Genomic DNA, 22,884 nt, shown 5'->3' on the forward strand with positions numbered 1-22,884 from the left:
CCGACGGCACTGCCTCACCACCGACGTCCCTCAAGCGATCTTGTAACTTCGCGCTCCGCCGGAGGCATACCGTGAACCAGATCCTCGACGCGATCCTCGCGTCCGACACCTCGCCGGAGGACTTCGCCGCCCTCCCGCTGCCCGAGTCCTACCGCGCCGTGACGGTGCACAAGGACGAGGTGGACATGTTCGAAGGGCTGGAGACCCGGGACAAGGATCCGCGCAAGTCCCTGCACCTCGACGAGGTGCCGCTGCCCGAACTCGGCCCGGGCGAGGCCCTGGTGGCCGTGATGGCCTCCTCGGTCAACTACAACTCCGTGTGGACCTCGATCTTCGAGCCGCTGTCCACCTTCGGCTTCCTGGAGCGCTACGGCCGCCTCTCGCCGCTGGCCAAGCGGCACGACCTGCCGTACCACGTCATCGGGTCGGACCTGGCGGGCGTCGTGCTGCGCACCGGCGTGGGCGTCAACTCCTGGAAGCCGGGCGACGAGGTGGTCGCGCACTGCCTCTCCGTCGAACTGGAGTCCGCCGACGGACACAACGACACCATGCTCGACCCGGAGCAGCGGATCTGGGGCTTCGAGACCAACTTCGGCGGACTCGCCGAGATCGCACTGGTCAAGTCCAACCAGCTGATGCCCAAGCCGGACCACCTCAGCTGGGAGGAGGCGGCGGCCCCCGGGCTGGTCAACTCCACCGCCTACCGGCAGCTGGTCTCACAGAACGGCGCCGGGATGAAGCAGGGCGACAACGTGCTCATCTGGGGCGCCAGCGGCGGGCTGGGCTCCTACGCCACGCAGTTCGCGCTGGCCGGCGGCGCCAACCCGATCTGTGTCGTCTCCAGCGAGGAGAAGGCCGAGATCTGCCGCCGGATGGGCGCCGAGGCCATCATCGACCGCAGGGCCGAGGGCTACCGGTTCTGGAAGGACGAGCACAACCAGGACCCCAAGGAGTGGAAGCGCTTCGGCAAGCGCATCCGCGAGCTGACCGGCGGCGAGGACGTCGACATCGTCTTCGAGCACCCGGGGCGCGAGACGTTCGGCGCGAGCGTCTACGTCACCCGCAAGGGCGGCACCATCGTCACCTGCGCCTCCACCTCCGGCTACGAGCACAGCTACGACAACCGCTACCTGTGGATGTCGCTGAAGCGGATCGTCGGCTCGCACTTCGCCAACTACCGCGAGGCCTGGGAGGCCAACCGGCTGATAGCCAAGGGCAAGATCCACCCGACGCTCTCCAAGTCGTACCCGCTGGAGGAGACCGGCCAGGCAGCGCACGACGTGCACCGCAACGTCCACCAGGGCAAGGTCGGCGTGCTGTGCCTGGCCCCCGAGGAGGGCCTGGGCGTGCGCGACACGGAGAAGCGGGCCCGGCACATCGACGCCATCAATCTGTTCCGCGAAGCCGAAGGCGAGCGGACCAGCAAGCACAGCGGGAACGTGTGAGACGGCCCGATGACTGAGCGTCAGAAGGACCGGCCGTGGCTCATGCGGACATACGCGGGCCACTCCACGGCCGAGGCGTCCAACGAGCTGTACCGGCGCAACCTCGCCAAGGGCCAGACCGGGCTGTCGGTCGCCTTCGATCTGCCCACCCAGACCGGCTACGACCCCGACCACGTCCTCGCCCGCGGCGAGGTGGGCCGGGTCGGGGTCCCCGTCTCCCACCTGGGTGACATGCGCAGGCTCTTCGACGGCATCCCGCTGGAGAAGATGAACACCTCCATGACCATCAACGCCACCGCCATGTGGCTGCTGGCGCTCTACCAGGTGGTCGCGGAGGAGCAGGGCGCCGACATATCCCAGCTGTCGGGCACCACCCAGAACGACATCGTCAAGGAGTACCTCTCGCGCGGGACGCACGTCTTCCCGCCGGGGCCCTCGCTGCGGCTGACCACCGACATGATCGCCTACACGGTCGCCCAGCTGCCCAAGTGGAACCCGGTCAACATCTGCAGCTACCACCTGCAGGAGGCCGGGGCCACACCGGTACAGGAGATCTCCTACGCGATGGCGACGGCGGTCGCGGTGCTGGATGCCGTACGGGACAGCGGGCAGGTGCCGCCCGAGGAGTTCGGCCGGGTGGTTGCGCGGATCTCGTTCTTCGTCAACGCCGGGGTCCGCTTCGTCGAGGAGATGTGCAAGATGCGGGCCTTCACCCGCATCTGGGACCGGATCACCAGTGAGCGCTACGGCATCACCGACGCCAAGCAGCGCCGCTTCCGCTACGGGGTGCAGGTCAACTCGCTCGGGCTGACCGAGGCGCAGCCGGAGAACAACGTGCAGCGCATCGTGCTGGAGATGCTGGCGGTCACCCTCTCCAAGGACGCGCGGGCCCGCGCCGTACAGCTTCCCGCCTGGAACGAGGCGCTGGGCCTGCCCCGCCCCTGGGACCAGCAGTGGTCGCTGCGTATCCAGCAGGTGCTGGCGTACGAGAGCGACCTGCTGGAGTACGCGGACATCTTCGCCGGCTCGCACGTCATCGAGGCCAAGGTGGACGCGCTGGTGACCGAGTCGCTGGCGGAGATGGCGCGGATCGAGGAGATGGGCGGGGTGATGGCGGCCGTCGAGTCCGGCTATCTGAAGTCCCAGCTCGTCGCCTCCCACGCGGAGCGGCGCGCCCGGATCGAGTCGGGCGAGGAGAAGATCGTCGGCGTCAACTGCTTCGAGGGGACCGAGCCGAGCCCGCTCACCGCTGATCTGGACACCGCGATCCTGACGGTCGACCCGGCCGGCGAGGCGGCGACCGTGGAGGCCGTCAAGCGCTGGCGGGAGACGCGCGACGAGCCGTTCTGGCGGGAGGGCACCCGGGAGCCGGGGCTGCACCCGAGCGCCGAGCAGGCTCTCGCCGCGCTGCGCGAGGCGGCGGCGGGCAACGCCAATCTGATGGAGGCCACGCTGGAGTGCGCCCGCGCCGGGGTCACCACCGGGGAGTGGGCGGGCGCGCTGCGCGAGGTCTTCGGCGAGTTCCGCGCGCCGACCGGGGTGAGTTCGGCCCCGGTGGCGGTGAGCGCCGAGGCGAGCTCGGAGCTGGCCGAGGTGCGGCGGCACGTGGAGCGCACCGCCGACGAACTGGGCGTCGGGAAGCTGCGGCTGCTGGTGGGCAAGCCGGGTCTCGACGGGCACAGCAACGGCGCCGAACAGATCGCCGTCCGGGCCCGGGACGCGGGCTTCGAGGTGGTCTATCAGGGCATCAGGCTCACCCCGGAGGAGATCGTCTCGGCGGCGCTCGCCGAGGACGTGCACTGCGTGGGCCTGTCCATCCTCTCCGGCTCGCACGCCGAACTGGTGCCCGACGTGCTGGAGCGGATGCGGGAGGCGGGCGCGAGCGACGTCCCCGTGATCGTGGGCGGGATCATTCCGTCGGCGGACGCGCGGGCGCTGCGCGAGGCGGGGGTCGCCGCCGTATTCACCCCGAAGGACTTCGGGATCACCCGGATCATCGGCCGTATCGTCGACGAGATCCGGACACAGCACAAGCTCGCCACACGCGATGAGCACAGCGAGCGCGATCAGCGAGAACCACTGGAGGTCACCTCGTGAACAGCGACAACCGGCAGCGTGCGCTCCGCCCGCGCCGTTCCTGCCTGGCCGTGCCGGGCAGCAACCCGCGGTTTCTGGAGAAGGCGCAGGGCCTCCCCGCCGACCAGGTCTTCCTCGACCTGGAGGACGCCTGCGCCCCGCTGGCCAAGCCGGAGGCGCGGCACACCATCGTGAAGTTCCTCAACGAGGGCGACTGGAGTGGCAAGACCCGCGTCGTACGGGTCAACGACTGGACCACCGAGTGGACCTACCGCGACGTGGTCACCGTCGTGGAGGGCGCCGGGGCCAACCTGGACTGCGTCATGCTGCCGAAGGTGCAGGACGCGGCGCAGGTGCGGGCGCTGGACATGCTGCTGACCCAGATCGAGAAGACGATGGGCCTCGACGTCGGCCGGATCGGCATCGAGGCCCAGATCGAGAACGCCAAGGGCCTGGTGAACGTCGACGAGATCGCCGCCGCCTCGCCCCGGATGGAGACCATCGTCTTCGGCCCGGCCGACTTCATGGCGTCCATCAACATGAAGTCGCTGGTGGTCGGCGAACAGCCGCCCGGCTACCCGGCCGACGCCTACCACTACATCCTGATGCGGATTCTGATGGCGGCGCGTACCCACGACCTCCAGGCGATCGACGGGCCCTATCTGCAGATCCGCGATGTGGAGGGCTACCGGAAGGTGGCCCAGCGGGCCGCCGCGCTCGGCTTCGACGGCAAGTGGGTGTTGCACCCGGGCCAGGTCGAGGTCTCCAACGAGGTCTTCTCGCCCTCCCAGGAGGACTACGACCACGCAGAGCTGATCCTGGACGCGTACGAGTACTACACCTCCGAGGCGGGCGGCAAGAAGGGCTCGGCGATGCTCGGCGACGAGATGATCGACGAGGCCAGCCGCAAGATGGCGCTGGTCATCTCCGGCAAGGGCCGCGCCGCCGGTATGCAGCGCACCACCTCCTTCACCCCTCCGGAGGACTGAGCATGCGGCGCTTCGACACCTCGACCGACATTCACCTCACGAGAGCGTTCGGGCACAAGCCCGTCGCCGGGGCGGTTCGTGGGGGTCCGGGGGGTCGCTCCCCGGAAGACAACAGCACCCCTCCGGAGGACTGAGCCATGCAGTTCGGACGTACCTATGAAGAGTTCACCGTCGGCGAGACATACAAGCACTGGCCAGGCAAGACCGTCACCGAGTACGACGACCACCTGTTCTGCCTGCTGACCATGAACCACCACCCGCTGCACATGGACAGCAACTACGCCGAGTCGACGACCGACTTCGGCAGGAACGTGGTGGTGGGCAACTACATCTACTCGCTGCTGCTGGGGATGTCGGTCCCGGATGTCTCGGGGAAGGCCATCGCCAACCTGGAGATCGAGTCGCTCAAGCACGTGGCGCCGACCTTCCACGGCGACACCGTCTACGGCGAGACGACGGTGCTGGACAAGGTTCCCTCCAAGTCGAAGAGCGACCGCGGGATCGTGCACGTCGAGACCAAGGGCTACAAGCAGGACGGCACCCTGGTGTGCGTCTTCCGGCGCAAGGTGATGGTGCCGACCGAGACCTACGTCAAGGAGCGCGGCGGGGAACAGCCGGGCCGGCCCGAACTGCGCGAGCCGGCACCGAAGGGCGGTAAGTGAGATGGGCCGGCTGGCACAGACCGAGGGCCTGACGGAGATACAGCGGGAAATCCTCACCACGGTGCGGAACTTCGTCGACAAGGAGATACTCCCGGTCGCCACGGAGCTGGAGCACAAGGACGAGTACCCCACCGAGATCGTCGAGGGCCTCAAGGAACTGGGGATCTTCGGGCTGATGATCCCGGAGGAGTACGGCGGTCTGGGTGAGTCGCTGCTCACCTACGCGCTGTGCGTGGAGGAGATCGCCCGCGGCTGGATGAGTGTCTCCGGCATCATCAACACCCACTTCATCGTGGCGTACATGCTCAAGCAGCACGGCACGCAGGAGCAGAAGGACTACTTCCTGCCCAAGATGGCCGCGGGCGAGATCCGTGGCGCGTTCTCGATGTCGGAGCCGGGGCTGGGCTCCGATGTGTCGGCCATCACCTCCAAGGGCGTGCGTGCCGCCGACGGTTCCGGCGACTTCCTGCTCAACGGGCAGAAGATGTGGCTGACCAATGGAGGTTCCTCCACGCTCGTGGCGGTGCTGTGCCGCACGGACGAGGGGCACCCGGAGGGCACGGCTCCGCACAAGTCGATGACGACGTTCCTGGTGGAGAAGGAGCCCGGTTTCGGCCAGGTCAGGCCGGGGCTCACGATCCCCGGGAAGATCGACAAAATGGGCTACAAGGGGGTCGACACCACCGAGCTGATCATGGACGATCTGCGGATTCCGGCCGACCGCGTACTCGGCGGCGCGACGGGCCGCGGTTTTTACCAAATGATGGACGGGGTCGAGGTCGGCCGGGTGAATGTCGCAGCGCGTGGCTGCGGCGTCGCACAGCGTGCTTTCGAGCTCGGTATCGACTACGCCCAGCAGCGTCACACGTTTGGCAAGCCCATCTCGGGGCATCAGGCCATTCAGTTCAAGCTGGCTGAAATGGCCACGAAGGTCGAGGCGGCGCACGCCCTGATGGTGGGCGCGGCCCGCAAGAAGGACTCCGGCCAGCGCAACGACCTTGAGGCGGGAATGGCGAAATATCTCGCTTCCGAGTACTGCAAGGAGGTCGTGGAGGACTCCTTCCGCATCCACGGCGGGTACGGTTTCAGCAAGGAGTACGAGATCGAGCGGCTCTACCGGGAGGCGCCGATGCTGCTGATCGGCGAAGGAACCGCAGAGATCCAGAAAATGATCGTGGGCCGGCGGCTCCTGGAGGAGTACCGCAGCCAGGGCTGAATGTCCCTTTCGGGGTGTTTTCTTGGGATTCAAGATCACACCCCGAACCGGGACTTCGGCCACTGACTGGCCCGCTGGCTTGCCCAGTTGCCATCAGAAACCGATAGCATCCCGGGAAAGCCGCCGTCCCCCTGTCACCTACGCGGCTCCCTCCGCTACGAAGGTCATTCATGCCCCACAGCCCATCCACAGCACCCAGCGGCTCTCCCTCGTCCGGCGCTGACGGCCCCGGCTCCGGCGCACCCCGCGCCCCTCGCGTGCGCCTCGCACGCGGAGCCTCGCCGTGGCTCGCACCGACCGTCGCGACGGCAGCGCTCAGCCTGGCCCGCGCCCGCAAGTCGAAGCGCGCCGCGCTGGTCGCCGTACCCGCGACGGCGCTCGCCGCCGGGATGCTGTGGTTCTTCCGGGACCCGGAGCGGGAAATCGGCCAGGGCCGGGTGATCTCCCCGGCCGACGGCGTGGTGCAGAGCATCATGCCGTGGCAGGACGGCCGCACCCGCGTCGCCATCTTCATGAGCCCGCTGAACGTCCACGTCAACCGCGCTCCGCTGGCGGGCACGGTGACGTCCGTCGAGCACATCCCCGGCGGCTACGTTCCCGCGTTCAACAAGGAGAGCGAGAACAACGAGCGCGTCGTCTGGCACTTCGACACCGAGCTGGGCGATATCGAGATGGTCCAGATCGCCGGTGCGGTGGCCCGGCGGATCGTGCCGTATGTGCCCAGTGGTGCCAAGGTCGAGCAGGGTGAGCGCCTCGGGCTGATCAGGTTCGGCTCCCGGGTGGACATCTACCTCCCCGAGGGCGTCGAGACGGCCGTGGAGGTCGGTCAGACCACGACAGCGGGGGTGACTCGCCTTGACCGTGATTGATCCCGATGCGAAGGCGGCGGCCTGGGCCCCGGCCAAGGACCGCAAGGGTGACTACGCGGAGTACGCTGAGTACGCGGACGGGGACTACGCCGAGTACGCCGACGACGACGCCGACGACGAGATGCCGCTGTCGACCCGGCTGTCGATCGCGGACACCCTGACGCTCGGCAACGCGACCTGCGGCTTCATGGCGGTGTACTTCACCACCACCGGCGTCCTCATCCCGCATCTGACCGGCAGCGAGGACGGCGGCATGGCCCGGCACAGCGCCGCCACCGCCGTGGTGCTGATGCTGATGGCCGCGGTCTTCGATCTCTTCGACGGGCTGGTCGCACGGAAGCTGCGCAGCTCGGCCATGGGGGCCGAGCTGGACAATCTCTCCGACCTGATCAGCTTCGGGCTGGCGCCGGCCTACTTCGTCGCGGTCTGGGGAATGGTCGCCGACGACGCGCACCAGCGGATCTCCGTGGTCGCCGCGGTCGTGGTGCTGCTGGCGGTGGTGCTGCGGCTTGCGCGGTTCTCCTGCGTGCCCATGCGGAACGGGATGTTCCAGGGCATGCCAGGGCCTTTTGGCGCCTTGACCGTCATCTCCATCGTGCTGCTGGGGCTGCCCTTCGTGCCGACCGCGCTGGGCATTCTCGGGGTCGCGTGGCTGATGGTCAGCCGCGTGGAGTACCCGAAGCCGCGGGGAAGGCTGGCGGTGGCCATGCTGTGCTGGATCGTGCTCAGCATGGGGATGCTGGCCTCCTGGGCGTTCGACGCCCCTGGGGGTGAGCTGCTGCTGCAGACCGGGTGTGCGTTGCAGGTTGTTCTCGGGGCGGTCATTCCGTTGTTCGCTACCGCGCGGAGGGTGAACGCGTTTCGGGACAACCGCCGCGAGGCGAGGGCCGCCGCCCAAAGCTGAGACCCTCCCATTGGGGCCCGCCCTCGGGGCGGGCCCCTTTGCGTTGCGGCCCCTCCCCTTGGTGCCCCCGGTTGTGGACGCACGCGGGCCCCTCACGGGGTGGCCCGCCGCTTGTGGACGCACGCCCCGTTTCTGTCCCGGCTCGCCGCCGAGTGGTCGTGTCGGGGGGCGAACCCCTCACGGGGTGGCCCCCCGCTTGTGGACGCACGCCCCGTTTGTTGCTTCGGCTTACGCCGACAGGTCGTGTCGGGGGGCTCCGCCCCCCAACAGCCCCCCGCTAGGTGGGCTTCGCCCCCCTAGAACCCCCCTGCCGCAATCCCGAACCCCATTGCCTTTCAAGCCCACCCTCAGTGGTGCGGCTCCTTGGACCGGCCGGTGACGACCCTGCGGGAGTCACCAGCCGAATCAAGGGCATCCGCCATCAACCGGGAGGAGCGAATGTGAACAGGGGTGCCCTTTTGCGGAAGGGGGCTCCTAGGGGGGCGAAGCCCCCGTAGCGGGGGGCTGTTGGGGGGCGGAGCCGCCCCAACGCCCGTCCGGCGAGGACCCGGGGGTTTGGGGGCGGAGCCCCCATAAACGAGAGGGAGCCAGAGGGCCGGGCCCTCAGCCATTGGCGGCGGTCACAAATGGTTGGCGGCAAGGGTTTGGCCGACGGTTTCCAAGAGAGCCCCCGCATTGGCGATGCAACGCTCCACATCGGGCTCGATCTCCGTGAGGGCGTACGCCCTCTCGATACCGGCGGCCCGCAACTCGCGGGCACCGATGGCGAGCCGCCCGCAAACGGCAACCACAGGCTTACCGTCGCGGCGCGCAGCAGCCGCGACACCCGCAGGGGCCTTCCCATGAAGCGTCTGCTCGTCCAGGGAGCCCTCTCCCGTGATCACGAGCGAAGCCCGCCCGATCGCGGGTTCGACACCGAGCTCTTCCATCAGAATCTCGATGCCGGGCCGGAACCGGGCGCGGAGCCCGACGAGGGCACCGAAGCCGATGCCGCCCGCGGCACCGGCGCCGGGCGAGGCCGCGGCCTCCTGCTCGCCGAGGACCTCGGCGAAGTGGGCGAGTGCGGCGTCCAGGAGCTTGACGTCCTCCTCGGCGGCCCCCTTCTGGGGGCCGTAGACGGCGGCGGCGCCCTTGGGCCCGGTGAGCGGGTTGTCGACGTCGCTCGCCAGGATGACCTCGACGTTCTTCAGCCGCGGGTCCATCTCGGAGAGGTCCGCTGAGGCCAGCTCGCGCAGCCCGCCGCCGCCCCATGGGATGGAGTCGCCGTCCTGGTCCAGCAGCCGGGCGCCGAGCGCGTCGAGCATGCCGGCGCCGCCGTCGGTGGTGGCCGAGCCGCCGACGCCGAAGATGATGGTGTGCGCTCCGGCCTCGACGGCGGCCAGCAGCAGCTCGCCGGCGCCGTAGGTGGTGGCAGTCAGCGGCACGAAGACCCCGGGCGGCAGGTGCTGGAGGCCGGAGGCTTCGGCCATCTCCACCACGGCGGTGCCCTCGCGCAGCGCGAACGCGGCGGTGACGGTGGCGCCGAGGGGGCCGGTCACCTCGACCTCGTGGCGGGTGAAGCCATTGGCGACGGCTGCCGCGACGGTGCCGTCCCCGCCGTCGGCCACCGGCAGGGCCTCGACCTCCACCTCGGGGCGCGCTTTGCGGATTCCGGCCGTGAGATGCTCTGCGACCTCGACGGCCGTCAGCGATCCCTTGAACTTGTCCGCGGCGATCAGCACGCGCGCCGGTGTGGTCCGGGCCGTCGTTGTCATTGTTCTGCCCCTGGGTCTCTCTGTTGGTCGAACAGGCAGTCGCGCCTTGGGGACCCTATCTTTCCGACGCCTTCCTCGACCATGGGCCACCTGTCGAGGGGAGGCGTTGCTCACCGTACGTGACGGAGGCGGCGCCAGACGGCCCGGGCCGCGTGGTGGCCCGCCATGCCGTGGACGCCGGGTCCCGGCGGAGCCGCGGAGGAGCACAGGTAGACGGACGGGTGTGCGGTCTCGTACGGGACGCGCTTGAGCTTGGGCCGGATCAGCAGCCGCAGTCCGGCGGCCGAGCCGCAGGCGATGTCGCCGCCCACGTAGTTGGCGTTGCGGGCCGCGAGCTGGGGCGGCCCGGCGGTGGCCCTGGCCAGTACGCGGTCACGGAAGCCGGGCGCGAACCGTTCGAGCTGCCGCTCGACGGCTTCGGTGGCGTCGCCCTCCCAGCCGTTCGGCAGATGGCCGTACGCCCAGAAGACCTGCTTGCCCTCGGGGGCGCGGGTGGGGTCGACGAGGCTGGGCTGGGAGGTGATGAGGAAGGGCCGCTCGGGGGCCCGGCCGCGTACGACGGCGTCGCGCATCGCAGTGTCGATGTCGTCCAGTGTGGGGCCGACGTGCACCGTTCCGGCGCGTGCTGCGTCGGGGGAGGTCCAGGGGACGGGACCGTCCAGCGCGTAGTCGATCTTGAAGAGGCCGGCGCCGTAGCGGACGTTGTCGTAGGTGCTGCCCAGTCCCGCGATCCGGGCGAGCGCGGTCGGCGAGGTGTCGAAGATGTAGGCGCGGGCGGGCGGGAGCTCGTCCAGGCGTTTGACCTCGGTGCCGGTGTGGATCGTGCCGCCGAGCGCCCGCAGATATCCGGCCAGCGCGTCGGAGATGGACTGCGAGCCGCCGCGCGCCACCGGCCAGCCGACCACGTGGCCGGCGAGCGCGAAGACGAGAGCGGGAGCCGTCATGAACGGGTTGTTCATGGGTGCGATGACGTGTCCCGCCATTCCGGCGAGCAGCGCCCTGGCCTTCTCGTCGCGGAAGCGGATTCGGGACCAGGTGACGGGCTGGAGCCCGGCGAGGCCGAAGCGCACGAGCTGTACGGGGTCGGTGGGGAAGCGGCCGTTGAGCGCGGAGCCGTAGCCGAAGAAGTCCTCTGCGAGCGTCTCCCAGCGCCGGATGTACGGGCCGATCAGGCGGCGGTAGGCGCCCGCGTCGCGCGGGCCCAGGGAGGCGGCCGTCTCACCGACCGAGCGGGCCAGTACGGCGGCGCTGCCGTCCGGGAACGGGTGTGCCATGGGGAGTTCGGGGTGCAGCCACTGAAGTCCGTAACGCTCCAGCGGCATGGCGCGGAAGGCGGGTGAGACGGCTCCGGTGGGGTGGACGGCGGAGCAGGGGTCGTGCCGGAAGCCCGGCAGCGTCAGCTCCTCGGTGCGTGCGCCGCCACCCACGGTGTCACGGGCCTCGAACAGCTCGACCTCGAAGCCGCGCCGGGCCAGCTCCACGGCCGCCGTCAGTCCATTGGGGCCGGCTCCCACGACCACCGCGTCCCGGATCGATGGCACTTGCGGCTCCCCTCGCCCGGCTCGCCCCGCCCGGTCAGGCGGGTCGGCCCCGGTGGCTGTCGTCGCTGTCGGTGTGCGGCGGATCGTCGCTCTCGTCGCGCAGCAGCCCCACCATACGCCGCGTCGTGTCCGCGTCACGCGCCGCGGTGAACGGCAGCGCGTTGCCGCCCGCGAGGCGGAACGGTGCGCCGGCGACGGTGCTGCTGGCGCCCCCCGCCTCGGCCACCGTCAGCAGTCCGGCGGCGTGGTCCCAGGCGGACTCCCAGGTGTAGGCGACGGCGTCCAGCCGCCCGTGGGCGATCGCGACGTATTCGAGCCCCGCGGAGCCGGTGGGCCGTACGTCCACGCCGACCGTGCGCAGGCTGCGCAGCGCGCGCTCCTGGAAGTCGTCGGTGTAGTCCGGGTGCGAGACGGCGACGCGCAGCGGGGCGCCCGCTTCGGGTGAACCGGCCCGCAGCGGCGTGCCGTTGAGGAACGCTCCGCCGCCTCGCCGCGCGGTGGCCGTCATCCGCAGCGCGGGCGCCACGATCCAGCCGGCCAGGGTCTCGCCGTCGTGGGCGAGCGCGACCATGGTGCAGAAGCCCTCGTCGCCCGCGACGAACTGGCGGGTGCCGTCGATGGGGTCGATGATCCAGACCGGGTCGGGTCCTTCGAGCGCGGCGTAGGTGGCCGGGTGCGCGTGCACGGTCTCCTCGCCGACGACGGCGGAACCGGGCAGCAACCGGCGCAGCGCCTCGGACAGTTGCTGTTCGGCCCGCTGGTCGGCGACGGTGACCAGGTCGTGGCTGCCGGTCTTGGTCTCGACCTCGTGCTCGGCGAGCTGCCGCCAGCGCGGCATGACCTGATCCTCCACGGTCTCCAGGACCGCCTGCTCCACCGCTGCCATCAGCTCGTCGTCGATCACGTCCCCATGGAAGCACGGAGCCGCGCCCCGGCGCTCGGCCGGGACGGCGCGGGTGTGCTTCAGGCGCTCAGGAGGCGGGAGAGCGTGACCGCCCCCGGGCTGCCGGCCCGCAGCGCGTCGGTCAGGGCGTGGCCGGCCGCCTCCAGTGCCGAGTCGTCCATGGCGCCGAGCGCGTCGAGGATGAAGACGGCGCGGGTGGTCCGGGTCGTCAGCCTGGTCCGTACGCACTGGCGCCAGTTCCAGCGGCGGCAGGTGACGCCTTCGTCGTCGCGCCAGATCACCTCGCCCGGGCGCGGGTTCTCCGTCACCGGCTCGCCGCCCGACATGAGTACGAAGGGCTCTGTTCCCTCGGCGCGGGTGAGCCGGAGCGGTCCGGTGTAGCGGTCCAGGTCCTCGCCGCCGAGCGGTACGGCGTGGGCGACGGAGACCGCGTTGTAGAGGTCTGTCAGCCGGTCGATCCGCGGCAGCCCCTCGGGGGCGCGGCGCAGCAGCGCGTCGGCGCTGGGGCGGGTGCGCTTGGGCTTGGCGCCGAACGCCCGGAACGCCTCGTGCCAGGCGGCGATGTGCGGGTGCTGGTCGGGGTCGCACGCCTTCGCCTCGGCCTCGGCGAGCAGTTTCTCGCTGAAGGCGTCGCTCGGTCCGGGGTGCAGCCCTTCGGTGACGATCAGCAGCGCGCGGTAGTCGGGGCGCAGGGCGCCGACCGACGGGTCGATGGAGGCGGCGGCCAGCCATTCCTCGGTGGTGTGCATGGGGGTGTGTCACTCCTGGGTCGGTTCACTCCACCGTACCAGCAGGTGCAGCGTACGAGACCAGGAATGCGCGGTCCGAATAGCGCCAGCACGCCCTCACCCGCCGCCCGAGGATCGAGTCATGTCAACCGGAACGACGAGTGACACGACAACAGAGACGACTTCGAACAGGCAGGCGGAAATCATGCGCGACGGCAGCGGCTCCCACGACAGACCCCTCAGCGGAAAGGCCGCTCTGGTGACCGGCGGCAGCCGGGGCATCGGCGCCGCCGTGGCGCTGCGGCTGGCGGCGGACGGCGCGGATGTGGCGCTGACGTACGAGTCCGGTGCCGAGTCGGCCCGCGAGGTGGCCGAGCGGATCAAGGAGCGCGGCGGCCGGGCGTGGACGGTACGCGCCGCACTGGCCGACGAGGGCTCCGTACGGGCCGCCGTCGACGGCGCGGCCGAGGAGTTCGGACGGCTGGACATCCTGGTCAACAACGCCGGTACCGGCGCCTTCGGGGAGCTGGAGACGGTGCGGCCGGCTGAGCTGGACCGGGTACTGACGGTCAATGTGCGCGGTGCCTACCTCGTCGCACAGGCGGCGGCCTCCCGGCTGGCCGAGGGCGGCCGGATCGTCAACGTGGGCAGCTGTGTGTCAGCGCGCGTGCCCTTCCCCGGGATGACGCTGTACGCCATGAGCAAGTCGGCCGTCACCGGCCTCACCAAGGGGCTGGCACGGGAGTTGGCGCCGCGCGGCATCACCGTCAACCAGGTCTCGCCCGGCCCCATCGACACCGATATGAACCCCGCCGACGCCGAGGGCGCCTCGGCACAGGCAGCGCTCACGATGCTGGGCCGGTACGGAACGGCCGAGGAGGTCGCCCATTCGGTGGCCCACCTCGTCGGCGACGGCGCCCGGTACGTCACCGGCGCCGTGCTCGCGGTGGACGGCGGCTTCGCCGCCTGACGCGGCGGCAGCAGGCCCGGTTACCGCGGCAGCAGGCCCGGTTACCCGGAACGGACCCCGCCCAGTGGCCGCCGGTCCGGGCGCATGGTGCTCTGGTCCCGCAGCCCTCTCCAGGCTGCGGGACAGCCGAGCCGGAGGACCTCATGAGAACGACCGCCAGGACAGCCGTGTTCACCGTGACAGCCCTGCTGGGGGCCACCGCTCTGGGCGGCTGCTCGGACGGCGACGGCGGGGGCGGCTCGTCCCCCTCCCCCTCGCCCTCGAAGAACGCGGGGACGGTGCAGCTGCGCTCCACCGATCTGGGCAAGATCCTGGTCGACGGCTCGGGCCGCACGATCTACCTCTTCGAGGCGGACAAGTCGAGCAAGTCGACGTGCGACGGGGGCTGTGCGCAGGCTTGGCCGCCCGTCCTCGTCAAGGGCAAGGCCAAGCCCAAGGCGGGTTCAGGCGTCAAGAGCGGGCTGCTGGGGACCAGCAAGCGGGACGACGGCGACCGGCAGGTCACCTACAAGGGTCACCCGCTCTACCTCTACGCGGGCGACGACAAGCCCGGGGACACCAATGGCCAGGCGCTCGACCAGTTCGGCGCCGAGTGGTTCGTCCTCGCGCCGTCCGGCAAGAAGATCACCAAGGGTGAGAAGGAGAAAGGGGAGAAGGAGCGGAAGGAGAAGCCCTCCGAGAAGCCGAAGAACACCGACGGCGGCTACTGAGCACGGCCGGTGCCCCGCACACCCGCACGGCAGGAGAGGCGATGAGCGCGAACACCTCCGCGCCACCACCCGCACCACACGGGCAGGCGTACCGCATCATCCAGGGCGGTGCCCGCGCGCTCGCCGCCGGCGGGCTCGGCGTGAACGCCTATCTGCACGCCACCCTCGCCGACCAGTACGACGCGGTGAGCGCAGGCATCAGCCAGGGTGACCTCTTCCGGATCGAGGCGGGGGTGTCGGCGCTGGCTGCGCTGCTGGTGGCCGTGTGGTGGCGCACCGCCTCGGACGCCTTCGCCTGGCTGGTCTCGGCGGGCGGGCTGGCACTGCTGCTGATCTACGCCTACATCGACGTGGGGAAGCTCGGGCCGTTCCCCGACATGTACGAGCCGGTCTGGTACGACGACAAACGGCTCGCCGTCGTCGCCGAGGCGGTCACGCTGGTGATGTCCACCTTCCTGCTGATCAGCCATACCCGGCGGTCCCGACGACTCGTCACCGAGGTGTCCACACCGTCGTAGGCTGATCGGCGGCCGGGACGGACAGCGCGGACCCGGCCGCGGCGAGGAGGACAGGCGGTCAGCCATGCACGGCGAGTACAAGATCCCCGGCGGCAAGCTGGTGGTGGTCGATCTGGACGACCAGGACGGGGTGCTGCGAGACGTCCGGGTCGCCGGTGACTTCTTCCTGGAACCCGACGAGGCGCTCGCCGCCATCGACCAGGCCCTCGAAGGCGCTCCCTCCGACACCGACGCCGCCGGACTGACCGCCCGGATCGAGGCGGCGCTCCCCGCGGGCACCGCCATGTACGGCCTCACCGCCGAGGGGGTGGCGGTCGCCGTCCGCCGTGCGCTGACCCGGGCCACCGACTGGACCGACTACGACTGGCAGCTCGTCCACGAGCCGCCCCAGTCCCCGCCGCTGCACATGGCGCTGGACGAGGTCCTCACAGCCGAGGTCGCCGCCGGGCGACGGGCGCCCACGCTCCGGGTCTGGGAGTGGGACTCCCCCGCCGTGATCATCGGCAGCTTCCAGTCGCTCCGCAACGAGGTGGACCCCGAGGGCGCCGCCCGGCACGGCGTCACCGTCGTCCGCCGGATCTCGGGCGGCGGTGCCATGTTCGTGGAGGCCGAGAACACCATCACCTACTCCCTCTCGGTGCCCGCCTCGCTCGTCTCCGGCCTCTCGTTCGCCGACTCCTACGCCTATCTCGACGACTGGGTGCTGGGCGCCCTCGGCGACATGGGCATCAAGGCCTGGTACATGCCGCTCAACGACATCGCCTCCAAGGAGGGCAAGATCGCCGGGGCGGCGCAGAAGCGGCTCACGGCCGGAGCGGGAGCCGTCCTGCACCACGTGACCATGTCGTACAACATCGACGCCGAGAAGATGCTCGACGTGCTGCGCATCGGCAAGGAGAAGATGTCCGACAAGGGCACCAGGAGCGCCAAGAAGCGCGTCGATCCCCTGCGTCGGCAGACCGGACTTCCGCGCGGTGAGGTCATCGAACGGATGATCGGCTCCTTCCGCGCCCGCTACGGCCTCACCGAGGGCCGTGTGACGCCCGAGGAGCTGGCACGCGCCGAGGAGCTGGCTCTGACCAAGTACAGCAGCGAGGAGTGGACCGCGCGAGTACCGTGACCCCGCTCCCCGGCGCGACGACCGCCGGTCACCGGAAGTCGGCGATGTGGTCGGCGACCCACTCGCGGTAGGTGTGCGGCCGGCGCCCCAGCAGTTCAGCGGCCCCGGGCGCGACGGTCTCGGGGTCGGTCTCCATCTCGGCGTGCGCGTCGAGGATGGCGTCGACGTAGGCGGGCGGCAGGCCGGAGGAGAGGAACTCGGCGCGGGCCTCGTCCCGGGAGAGCTCCTCGACCTCGAGGGGGCGGCCGAGGACGACCTCGCCGATGGTGGCTATCTGCTCGGCCTGGGTGAGCAGTTCGGGCCCGGTGAGTTCGGGGGCCGTGTCCACCAGGTCGTCGGTCAGCAGCGCGCGTACGGCCGCTGTCGCGGTGTCGGCCTCGTGCACCAGGGTGCGTGCCGCCTTGGGGTACGCCGTGCGGACGGGACCGCCCGTGCTCACCTGCGGGGCCCACCGCAGGGTGTTGGTGGCGAATCCGCCGGGCCGCAGCAGGGTCCACTCGGCGGCGGAGGCGCGGACGAGCCGCTCCAGCGCCGTGTGGTTGCCGAGGATGTCGTGGCCTGGCTCGGCCTGCTCGTCGTCCGTCACCCCCCGGGCCGACAGGTAGACGATGCGGCGGTTGTGCTCCGCGAGCGTCGCGACGACCTCGGCCGCACCCTGCCGGTCGGCCAGCGGCCACACGAGGAAGACGGCCCGCACGTCCCCGGCCACGGCCGCGGTCAGGCTCGCGGGGTCCGCGAGGTCACCGCGCACGGCCTCGACGCCGTCGGGCAGCACGGCGGCCGCCGGGTCGCGGACGAGTGCGCGTACGGGCGCTCCCGCCGCCGCGAGCTGAGCTGCCACCTGTCCGCCGACCTTGCCTGTCGCTCCGGTTACCAGAATCATGACCGCGCTCCTTGCCTACGTCCGGGCTGTGCCGGGGTGGTTGGGCCGGCGGCTGCCGGCCGGGGGGCCGGGCGCCGCCGTGTCCTCACACCCTGCAAGTTGAAGCGAGGTTCAAGTCAACTTCTCGTGGGCCGGGTGCCTCGGCGGACGGGCGGCCACCCCGTTGGGCGCTCCCCCGTTGCCGCGCGGCACCGGCGGCGCGAGGCTGGGCGACAGCGAGTCGGAGCCCGTGCCGCCCGAGCAGTTCACGGGACGGATCCATGACGCCGCCGAGTGACAGCCGGCAGCCGACGACAGCGAGGAGCAGCATGGCCGGGGAGCAGCAGCCGGAGATCTCCGACAACCCCGCCGAGAGCCGCTACGAGGCCCGGATCGGCGGCTCCCTCGCGGGGATCGCGCAGTACCTCAGGGCGCCCGGCGTGATCGCGGTGACCCATACGGAGGTCGAGCCCGAGTACGAGGGCCGGGGGGTGGGCGGCGCCCTCTCGCACCACATCCTGGAGACGGCGCAGGAGGCGGGCGAGAAGGTGGCACCGATCTGCCCGTTCTTCGCGAACTACATCCGCAAGCACCCGGATTACCAGCCGCTGGTCATCGAGAAGCAGAACGGCTGACCCGTCGGGGCCGCGCTCCGTCAACACACCTGGGCCAGCTCCGGGATGATCCGGGTGCCGTAGCCGTCCACGACGTCCTCCTTGGCATCGTGCATCGCGTACAGGGCGAACTGGTCCACGCCCAGCTCCGCGAGCTCCCGCAGTCGGGCGAGATGCGCCTGCGCGGGGCCCAGCAGGCAGAACCGGTCCACGATGTCGTCCGGCACGAACGCGGTGTCGGGGTTGCCGGCCCGCCCGTGGTGCGCGTAGTCGTACCCGGCGCGCTCCTTGATGTAGGAGGTGAGCGCGGCGGGCACGGCGTCGGAGTGCTCGCCGTAGCGCGCGACGAGGTCGGCGACGTGGTTGCCGACCATGCCGCCGAACCAGCGGCACTGCTCCCGGGCGTGCGCGAGCGCCTCGGGGGTGTCCTCGCACAGATAGGCGGGTGCGGCCACGCAGATGGTGACGGCGCCCGGGTCCCGTCCAGCGCGCGCGGCGGCCTCGCGTACGGCGCCGACCATCCAGGCCGTCAGCAGCGGGTCGGCGAGCTGCAGGATGAAGCCGTCCGCCTCCCGCCCGGCCAGCGCCAGTGCCTTGGGCCCGTAGGCGGCCATCCACACCGGCAGCCGCCCGTCGCGGACCCAGGGCAGCCGCAGCGCGGTGCCGTCCACCACGGCCTCGCGCCCCTCGGCCAGATCACGGACGACCCGCATGGCCTCGCCCACCCTGGCCAGGGTGGTGGGCGGGCGCCCGGCGACCCGCATCGCCGAGTCGCCGCGCCCGATACCGCACACCGTGCGGTTGCCGTACATCTCGTTGAGAGTGGCGAACGTGGAGGCGGTGACCTCCCAGGAGCGGGTGCCGGGGTTGGTGACCATGGGCCCGACGACCAGCCGTTCCGTCTCGGCGAGGATGCGGCTGTGGATGACGTACGGCTCCTGCCAGAGCACCGGCGAGTCGAACGTCCAGCCGTACCGGAAGCCGTTGCGCTCGGCATGCCGCATCAGCGCGACGGTCGCGGAGCCGGGAGGGTCCGTCTGGAGGACGAGTCCGAAGTCCATGGGCATGCCCCTTTGAGTCCGTTTCCGTGTTCAGCCGAGCAGCTGACAGATCCCGCGCGGGACGTAACTCCCGTGCCCGGCCCGGCCGGTGTAGTCGCCCCGTTCCACGACCGGCTCGCCCCGGGAGAGCACGGTCTCGACGCGGCCGGTGACGCGTTTGCCCTCGTAGGCGGAGTAGTCGACGTTCATATGGTGGGTCTCGGCCGAGAGGGTCTGCTGGGCGTGCGGGTCGTAGATGACGATGTCCGCGTCCGCGCCCGGCGCCAGCGTGCCCTTCTTCGGATAGAGCCCGAACATCCGCGCGGGGGTCGCGCAGGCCAGGTCGATCCAGCGGCGCCGGGTCAGGTTCCCCTCCACGACGGCCTGGTGGAGCAGGTCCATCCGGTGTTCGACGCCGGGCATCCCGTTGGGGATCTTGGAGAAGTCACCCCGGCCCAGCTCCTTCTGACCGGTGAAGCAGAAGGGGCAGTGATCGGTGGAGACGACCTGAAGGTCGTTGGTGCGCAGCGCCCGCCACAGCGCTGCCTGGTGCTCGCGGGGCCGCAGCGGTGTGCTGCACACGTACTTGGCGCCGCCGAAGTCGGGCTCGGCGAGGTTGTCGGCGCTCAGATAGAGGTACTGGGGGCAGGTCTCGCCGAAGACGGGCAGGTCCATACCCCGTGCGGCGGCGAGCTGTTCGACGGCTTCGCTCGCGGAGACGTGTACGACGTACAGCGGTGAACCCGCGACCCGGGCGAGCTGGATGGCACGGTGGGTGGCCTCGGCCTCCAACAGCGCCTTGCGGACCTCACCGTGGTGGCGCGGGTCGGTGCGGCCGGCGGCGAGGGCCTGTTCGACCAGGACGTCGATGGCGATGCCGTTCTCGGCGTGCATCATCGTCAGCCCGCCGTTGGCGGCGGTGCGCTGCATGGCACGCAGGATCTGGCCGTCGTCGCTGTAGAAGACACCCGGGTACGCCATGAACATCTTGAAGGAGGTCACGCCCTCCTCGACCAGGGCGTCCATCTCCTTGAGCGTGTCCTCGTGCACGTCCGAGAGGATCATGTGGAAGGCGTAGTCCACGGCGCACCGGCCGTCCGCCTTGGCGTGCCACTGGTCCAGCCCCTCACGCAGGGCATGGCCCTTGGTCTGGACGGCGAAGTCGACGATGGTCGTGGTGCCGCCCCAGGCCGCGGCACGGGTGCCGGTCTCGAAGTCGTCGCTGGAGAAGGTGCCGCCGAAGGGGAAGTCCATATGGGTGTGCGCGTCCACGCCGCCCGGGACGACATAGCGGCCGGTGGCGTCCAGGGTGCGGTCGGCGCTGAACGATGCCGCGAGGGCGCTGTTCTGGGCGGCGATCGCGGCGATGCGGCCGTCCTCGATGAGGACGTCCGCGGGCATTTCCTCAGCGGCGGTGATGACGAGGCCGCCTTTGATCAGGGTCGTCCGGGTCATACGGTTGCCCTCCTGAAAGCTCAGCGCCCGAAGGGGCGCGGGGAACTGCGCGAGCGGCCACAACGCACCGGCAGACTGCACGCGGCAGCAAGGGGCAGCCCCTCAACAGTCAGCAGCAGGCCCTCACATCGCACTGTCGGCGGCGCGCAACGCGCGCCCCAGCACGGCGGCACCCTCCTCGGCCTCGGCGACAGTCAACGTGAGCGGCGGCGCGATCCGCAGCACGCTGCAGGTGGAGTGGCCGCCTCCCTTGCCGATGAGGACGCCGCCCTCACGTGCCGCCTCCAGCACATATGACGCGGCCTCGGCCGAAGGCGTATCCGTACCGGGCACCACCAGTTCGATCCCGGCCATCAGCCCGCGCCCGCGGACCTCACGGACGACGCCGAGTCCGGCGGAAGCGGCGCGCAGCCGCTCCAGCAGCAGACCGCCGACGCGGCGCGCGTTGCTCTGGAGGTCGTGTTCGAGGAGGTAGCCGAGGTTGGCGTTGGCCGCCGCCATGGTGACCGGGCTGCCGCCGAAGGTGGAGATGGAGTTGGCGTCCAGACAGTTCATGATCTCGGCGCGCGCCACGACACCGCCGACGGACATGCCGTTGCCGATGCCCTTGGCGAAGGTGAGCATGTCGGGCGGCCCTGCGGCGCCGTGGGCCTGCCAGCCCCAGAAGTGGTCGCCGGTCCTGCCCCAGCCGGTCTGCACCTCGTCGCTGATCCACAGGATGCCGTGGCGCTGGAGGACTTCGCGGAAGGCGGCGTAGAGCCCGTCGGGCGGCGAGGTGAATCCGCCGACGCCCTGGACGGGTTCGGCGATCAGCGCGGCGACCTCCCCACCCGTCTGGCCGCGCACGTCCGTCAGGTCGGCGACGCAGGCTTCGATGAACTCCGCGTCGTCCAGGTGTGCGAACGGACCCCGGCTGCGCACTCCGCCGTGTACATAGAGGGTCTGCAGGGGCGAGAGGGAGGTGGGCGACCAGGTGCGGTTGCCGGTGATGCCCACGGTGGAGAAGGACCGTCCGTGGTAGCTGTTGCGCATCGCCAGGACCTGGTTGGACCTGCGGTAGGTGGTGGCCAGCAGCAGCGCGGCGTCGTTGGCCTCGGTACCCGAAGTGGTGAAGAAGACCCGCGCGTCGGGGATACCGGAGAGCGCGGCGACGCGTTCGGCGAGCTCCACCATGGGGCGGTTGAGGTAGAGGGTGGAGGTGTGCAGGACCCGGCCGGCCTGCTCGGCGACGGCCTTGGTGACCTCGGGCAGCGCGTGGGCCGTCATGGTGGTGAGGATGCCGCCGAAGAAGTCCAGATAGCGGCGTCCTTCGGCGTCCCACACGTACCGGCCCTCGCCGTGTGTGAGCTCCAGCGGCTCGTCGTAGTAGAGCGCCAGCCAGTCGGGGAGTACGGCGCGGTGGCGGGCGTGCAGTGCGCGGTGGACGCCGGGGCGTTCGCCCTGGCTGCCGCCGCTCACGGCCGCACCAGCCCTTCGTAGGCGTCAGGACGTCGGTCCCGGTAGAAGGCCCACTGCTGCCGGACCTCGTCGATCAACCCCATGTCGAGGTCCCGCACCAGCAGTTCCTCCTCCTTGTCCGAGGCGACGTCCCCGACGAACTGGCCGCGCGGGTCCACGAAGTAACTCGTCCCGTAGAAGTCGTTGTCGCCCAGCTCCTCGGTGCCGACACGGTTGATGGCGGCGACGAAGTACTCGTTGGCGACGGCGGCCGCGGGCTGTTCGAGCTGCCACAGATAGGCGGAGAGGCCGCGCGAGGTGGCGGAGGGGTTGTAGACGAGCTGCGCTCCGGCCAGGCCCAGCGCGCGCCAGCCCTCGGGGAAGTGGCGGTCGTAGCAGATGTAGACGCCGACCTTGCCCACGGCCGTGTCGAACACCGGCCAGCCGAGGTTGCCCGGTCGGAAGTAGAACTTCTCCCAGAACCCCTTGACCTGCGGGATGTGGTGCTTGCGGTAGGTGCCCAGCACGGTGCCGTCCGCGTCGATGACGGCCGCGGTGTTGTAGTAGAAGCCGGAGCCGTCGATCTCGAAGACCGGGGAGACGATGACCATCCCGGTCTCCCTCGCCAGCTCCCGCATCCGCCGGGTGGTGGGCCCGTCCGGGACCGGCTCGGCCCAGCGGTAGTGCTCCGGGTCCTGGACCTGGCAGAAGTAGGGGGCGTTGAAGACCTCCTGGAATCCGATGATCTTCGCGCCCTGGCGAGCGGCCTCGCGGGCGTGCTCCTCATGTTTGGCGATCATCGACTCGGTGTCGCCTGTCCAGGTCGCCTGAACCAGCGCGGCACGTACAAGGTCGGGCATGAGCGGCTCCTTCGCGAGGGGTTCTCGGATACGGCAGCCTGTTCGACACGCGTAGATATACGTGAGGTTGAGACCGTAAGTCCCCTCTGCCCGCCTGACAAGAACCCGTGCGGAGCGGCGAGCGGCCCGCCTCTTTACCGGTCCGTAACCTACCGACGGGTTACCCCCGGTAGCCCAACGCGCTTACTCTCCAGTCACTTTCTCTCCCCC

The 22,884-nt window shown here is 70.5% G+C and carries 21 protein-coding genes; 12 read left to right on the forward strand and 9 right to left on the reverse strand.

Translation table 11 applies throughout. The features are described 5' to 3' along the window. Positions 1 to 71: 71 nt before the first annotated feature. The 7 genes from ccrA to HC362_RS06435 all read left to right on the forward strand — a co-directional run bounded on the left by ccrA (position 72) and on the right by HC362_RS06435 (position 8,161). Positions 72 to 1,445, forward strand: coding sequence for a crotonyl-CoA carboxylase/reductase (ccrA, locus tag HC362_RS06405; protein ID WP_243082954.1), 1,374 nt, complete (start codon positions 72 to 74; stop codon positions 1,443 to 1,445). Between the two features lie 9 nt (positions 1,446 to 1,454). After that, a complete protein-coding gene (locus HC362_RS06410) occupies positions 1,455 to 3,542 on the forward strand; it encodes a protein meaA (protein WP_243082955.1) in 2,088 nt (695 codons plus the stop codon). After that, positions 3,539 to 4,510 (forward strand): CoA ester lyase, encoded by a 972-nt coding sequence (locus HC362_RS06415; protein ID WP_243082956.1) that lies wholly within the window; start codon positions 3,539 to 3,541, stop codon positions 4,508 to 4,510. The genes HC362_RS06410 and HC362_RS06415 overlap by 4 nt, the downstream gene beginning before the upstream one ends. Positions 4,511 to 4,647: 137 nt before the next feature. Continuing rightward, complete coding sequence (locus HC362_RS06420; RefSeq protein WP_243082957.1) at positions 4,648 to 5,172, forward strand: MaoC family dehydratase; 525 nt, start codon at positions 4,648 to 4,650, stop codon at positions 5,170 to 5,172. 1 nt (position 5,173) lies between these two features. Continuing rightward, entirely contained in the window at positions 5,174 to 6,388 is a 1,215-nt protein-coding gene (locus HC362_RS06425; protein ID WP_243082958.1) for an acyl-CoA dehydrogenase family protein, read from the forward strand. 170 nt (positions 6,389 to 6,558) lie between these two features. Next, on the forward strand, positions 6,559 to 7,257 hold the full coding sequence (locus HC362_RS06430) for a phosphatidylserine decarboxylase (RefSeq protein ID WP_243082959.1): 699 nt from the start codon (positions 6,559 to 6,561) through the stop codon (positions 7,255 to 7,257). Beyond that, entirely contained in the window at positions 7,244 to 8,161 is a 918-nt protein-coding gene (locus tag HC362_RS06435; RefSeq protein ID WP_243082960.1) for a CDP-alcohol phosphatidyltransferase family protein, read from the forward strand. Before HC362_RS06430 ends, HC362_RS06435 begins: the two co-directional genes overlap by 14 nt. A gap of 620 nt (positions 8,162 to 8,781) precedes the next feature. On the opposite strand, the gene HC362_RS06440 is transcribed toward HC362_RS06435, so the two are convergent. The 4 genes from HC362_RS06440 to HC362_RS06455 all read right to left on the reverse strand — a co-directional run bounded on the left by HC362_RS06440 (position 8,782) and on the right by HC362_RS06455 (position 13,109). Next, positions 8,782 to 9,915, reverse strand: a complete 1,134-nt coding sequence (locus HC362_RS06440; RefSeq protein WP_243082961.1) for a glycerate kinase — start codon at positions 9,913 to 9,915, stop codon at positions 8,782 to 8,784. A gap of 110 nt (positions 9,916 to 10,025) precedes the next feature. After that, the gene (locus HC362_RS06445) at positions 10,026 to 11,456 is read right to left on the reverse strand and encodes an NAD(P)/FAD-dependent oxidoreductase (protein WP_243082962.1); all 1,431 of its coding nucleotides are present in this window, start codon (positions 11,454 to 11,456) and stop codon (positions 10,026 to 10,028) included. A 34-nt stretch (positions 11,457 to 11,490) separates the two neighbouring features. Beyond that, entirely contained in the window at positions 11,491 to 12,360 is an 870-nt protein-coding gene (locus HC362_RS06450; protein ID WP_243082963.1) for an inositol monophosphatase, read from the reverse strand. Between the two features lie 59 nt (positions 12,361 to 12,419). Then, positions 12,420 to 13,109 (reverse strand): phenylalanine--tRNA ligase beta subunit-related protein, encoded by a 690-nt coding sequence (locus HC362_RS06455; RefSeq protein WP_243082964.1) that lies wholly within the window; start codon positions 13,107 to 13,109, stop codon positions 12,420 to 12,422. Between the two features lie 184 nt (positions 13,110 to 13,293). On the opposite strand from HC362_RS06455, the gene HC362_RS06460 reads away from it, so the two are divergent. The 4 genes from HC362_RS06460 (at position 13,294) to HC362_RS06475 (ending at position 16,406) form a co-directional block, all read left to right on the forward strand. Further along, positions 13,294 to 14,058 (forward strand): 3-oxoacyl-ACP reductase family protein, encoded by a 765-nt coding sequence (locus HC362_RS06460; protein WP_243082965.1) that lies wholly within the window; start codon positions 13,294 to 13,296, stop codon positions 14,056 to 14,058. Between the two features lie 143 nt (positions 14,059 to 14,201). Beyond that, positions 14,202 to 14,768: a hypothetical protein gene (locus HC362_RS06465; RefSeq protein ID WP_243082966.1), complete on the forward strand. Its 567-nt coding sequence runs from the start codon at positions 14,202 to 14,204 to the stop codon at positions 14,766 to 14,768. A 41-nt stretch (positions 14,769 to 14,809) separates the two neighbouring features. After that, entirely contained in the window at positions 14,810 to 15,286 is a 477-nt protein-coding gene (locus tag HC362_RS06470; protein WP_243082967.1) for a hypothetical protein, read from the forward strand. A gap of 64 nt (positions 15,287 to 15,350) precedes the next feature. Beyond that, a complete protein-coding gene (locus tag HC362_RS06475) occupies positions 15,351 to 16,406 on the forward strand; it encodes a biotin/lipoate A/B protein ligase family protein (RefSeq protein ID WP_243082968.1) in 1,056 nt (351 codons plus the stop codon). Positions 16,407 to 16,434: 28 nt separating this feature from the next. Here HC362_RS06475 and HC362_RS06480 read toward each other — a convergent pair whose 3' ends face one another. Further along, positions 16,435 to 17,289 carry an NAD(P)H-binding protein gene (locus tag HC362_RS06480; protein ID WP_243082969.1) on the reverse strand — a complete coding sequence of 285 codons (855 nt, stop codon included), beginning with the start codon at positions 17,287 to 17,289 and terminating at the stop codon, positions 16,435 to 16,437. A 308-nt stretch (positions 17,290 to 17,597) separates the two neighbouring features. Between HC362_RS06480 and HC362_RS06485 the strand changes: the two genes are divergently transcribed. Further along, positions 17,598 to 17,903 carry a GNAT family N-acetyltransferase gene (locus tag HC362_RS06485; RefSeq protein ID WP_243082970.1) on the forward strand — a complete coding sequence of 102 codons (306 nt, stop codon included), beginning with the start codon at positions 17,598 to 17,600 and terminating at the stop codon, positions 17,901 to 17,903. A 20-nt stretch (positions 17,904 to 17,923) separates the two neighbouring features. On the opposite strand, the gene HC362_RS06490 is transcribed toward HC362_RS06485, so the two are convergent. The 4 genes from HC362_RS06490 to HC362_RS06505 form a co-directional block, all read right to left on the reverse strand. Then, positions 17,924 to 18,943 (reverse strand): TIGR03842 family LLM class F420-dependent oxidoreductase, encoded by a 1,020-nt coding sequence (locus HC362_RS06490; RefSeq protein ID WP_243082971.1) that lies wholly within the window; start codon positions 18,941 to 18,943, stop codon positions 17,924 to 17,926. A gap of 30 nt (positions 18,944 to 18,973) precedes the next feature. Beyond that, entirely contained in the window at positions 18,974 to 20,377 is a 1,404-nt protein-coding gene (gene hydA / locus HC362_RS06495) for a dihydropyrimidinase (protein ID WP_243082972.1), read from the reverse strand. A gap of 123 nt (positions 20,378 to 20,500) precedes the next feature. Continuing rightward, complete coding sequence (locus tag HC362_RS06500) at positions 20,501 to 21,835, reverse strand: aspartate aminotransferase family protein (RefSeq protein ID WP_243082973.1); 1,335 nt, start codon at positions 21,833 to 21,835, stop codon at positions 20,501 to 20,503. Beyond that, positions 21,832 to 22,674 (reverse strand): nitrilase-related carbon-nitrogen hydrolase, encoded by an 843-nt coding sequence (locus HC362_RS06505; protein ID WP_243082974.1) that lies wholly within the window; start codon positions 22,672 to 22,674, stop codon positions 21,832 to 21,834. Before HC362_RS06505 ends, HC362_RS06500 begins: the two co-directional genes overlap by 4 nt. Positions 22,675 to 22,884: the final 210 nt, after the last annotated feature.

The sequence above is a fragment of the Streptomyces sp. 891-h genome, assembly GCF_022760275.1.
Lineage (GTDB): Bacteria > Actinomycetota > Actinomycetes > Streptomycetales > Streptomycetaceae > Streptomyces > Streptomyces spirodelae.

What these genes read in the sequence shown, in the direction of transcription:
- HC362_RS06460 (WP_243082965.1), top strand. Translation starts at nt 13,294, where the DNA reads ATGCGCGACGGCAGCGGCTCCCACGACAGACCCCTCAGCGGAAAGGCC.
- HC362_RS06490 (WP_243082971.1), bottom strand. Translation starts at nt 18,943, where the DNA reads ATGGACTTCGGACTCGTCCTCCAGACGGACCCTCCCGGCTCCGCGACC.
- HC362_RS06465 (WP_243082966.1), top strand. Translation starts at nt 14,202, where the DNA reads ATGAGAACGACCGCCAGGACAGCCGTGTTCACCGTGACAGCCCTGCTG.
- HC362_RS06485 (WP_243082970.1), top strand. Translation starts at nt 17,598, where the DNA reads ATGGCCGGGGAGCAGCAGCCGGAGATCTCCGACAACCCCGCCGAGAGC.
- HC362_RS06440 (WP_243082961.1), bottom strand. Translation starts at nt 9,915, where the DNA reads ATGACAACGACGGCCCGGACCACACCGGCGCGCGTGCTGATCGCCGCG.
- HC362_RS06425 (WP_243082958.1), top strand. Translation starts at nt 5,174, where the DNA reads ATGGGCCGGCTGGCACAGACCGAGGGCCTGACGGAGATACAGCGGGAA.
- HC362_RS06475 (WP_243082968.1), top strand. Translation starts at nt 15,351, where the DNA reads ATGCACGGCGAGTACAAGATCCCCGGCGGCAAGCTGGTGGTGGTCGAT.
- HC362_RS06505 (WP_243082974.1), bottom strand. Translation starts at nt 22,674, where the DNA reads ATGCCCGACCTTGTACGTGCCGCGCTGGTTCAGGCGACCTGGACAGGC.
- HC362_RS06470 (WP_243082967.1), top strand. Translation starts at nt 14,810, where the DNA reads ATGAGCGCGAACACCTCCGCGCCACCACCCGCACCACACGGGCAGGCG.
- HC362_RS06480 (WP_243082969.1), bottom strand. Translation starts at nt 17,289, where the DNA reads ATGATTCTGGTAACCGGAGCGACAGGCAAGGTCGGCGGACAGGTGGCA.
- HC362_RS06430 (WP_243082959.1), top strand. Translation starts at nt 6,559, where the DNA reads ATGCCCCACAGCCCATCCACAGCACCCAGCGGCTCTCCCTCGTCCGGC.
- HC362_RS06420 (WP_243082957.1), top strand. Translation starts at nt 4,648, where the DNA reads ATGCAGTTCGGACGTACCTATGAAGAGTTCACCGTCGGCGAGACATAC.
- HC362_RS06410 (WP_243082955.1), top strand. Translation starts at nt 1,455, where the DNA reads ATGACTGAGCGTCAGAAGGACCGGCCGTGGCTCATGCGGACATACGCG.
- HC362_RS06455 (WP_243082964.1), bottom strand. Translation starts at nt 13,109, where the DNA reads ATGCACACCACCGAGGAATGGCTGGCCGCCGCCTCCATCGACCCGTCG.
- hydA (WP_243082972.1), bottom strand. Translation starts at nt 20,377, where the DNA reads ATGACCCGGACGACCCTGATCAAAGGCGGCCTCGTCATCACCGCCGCT.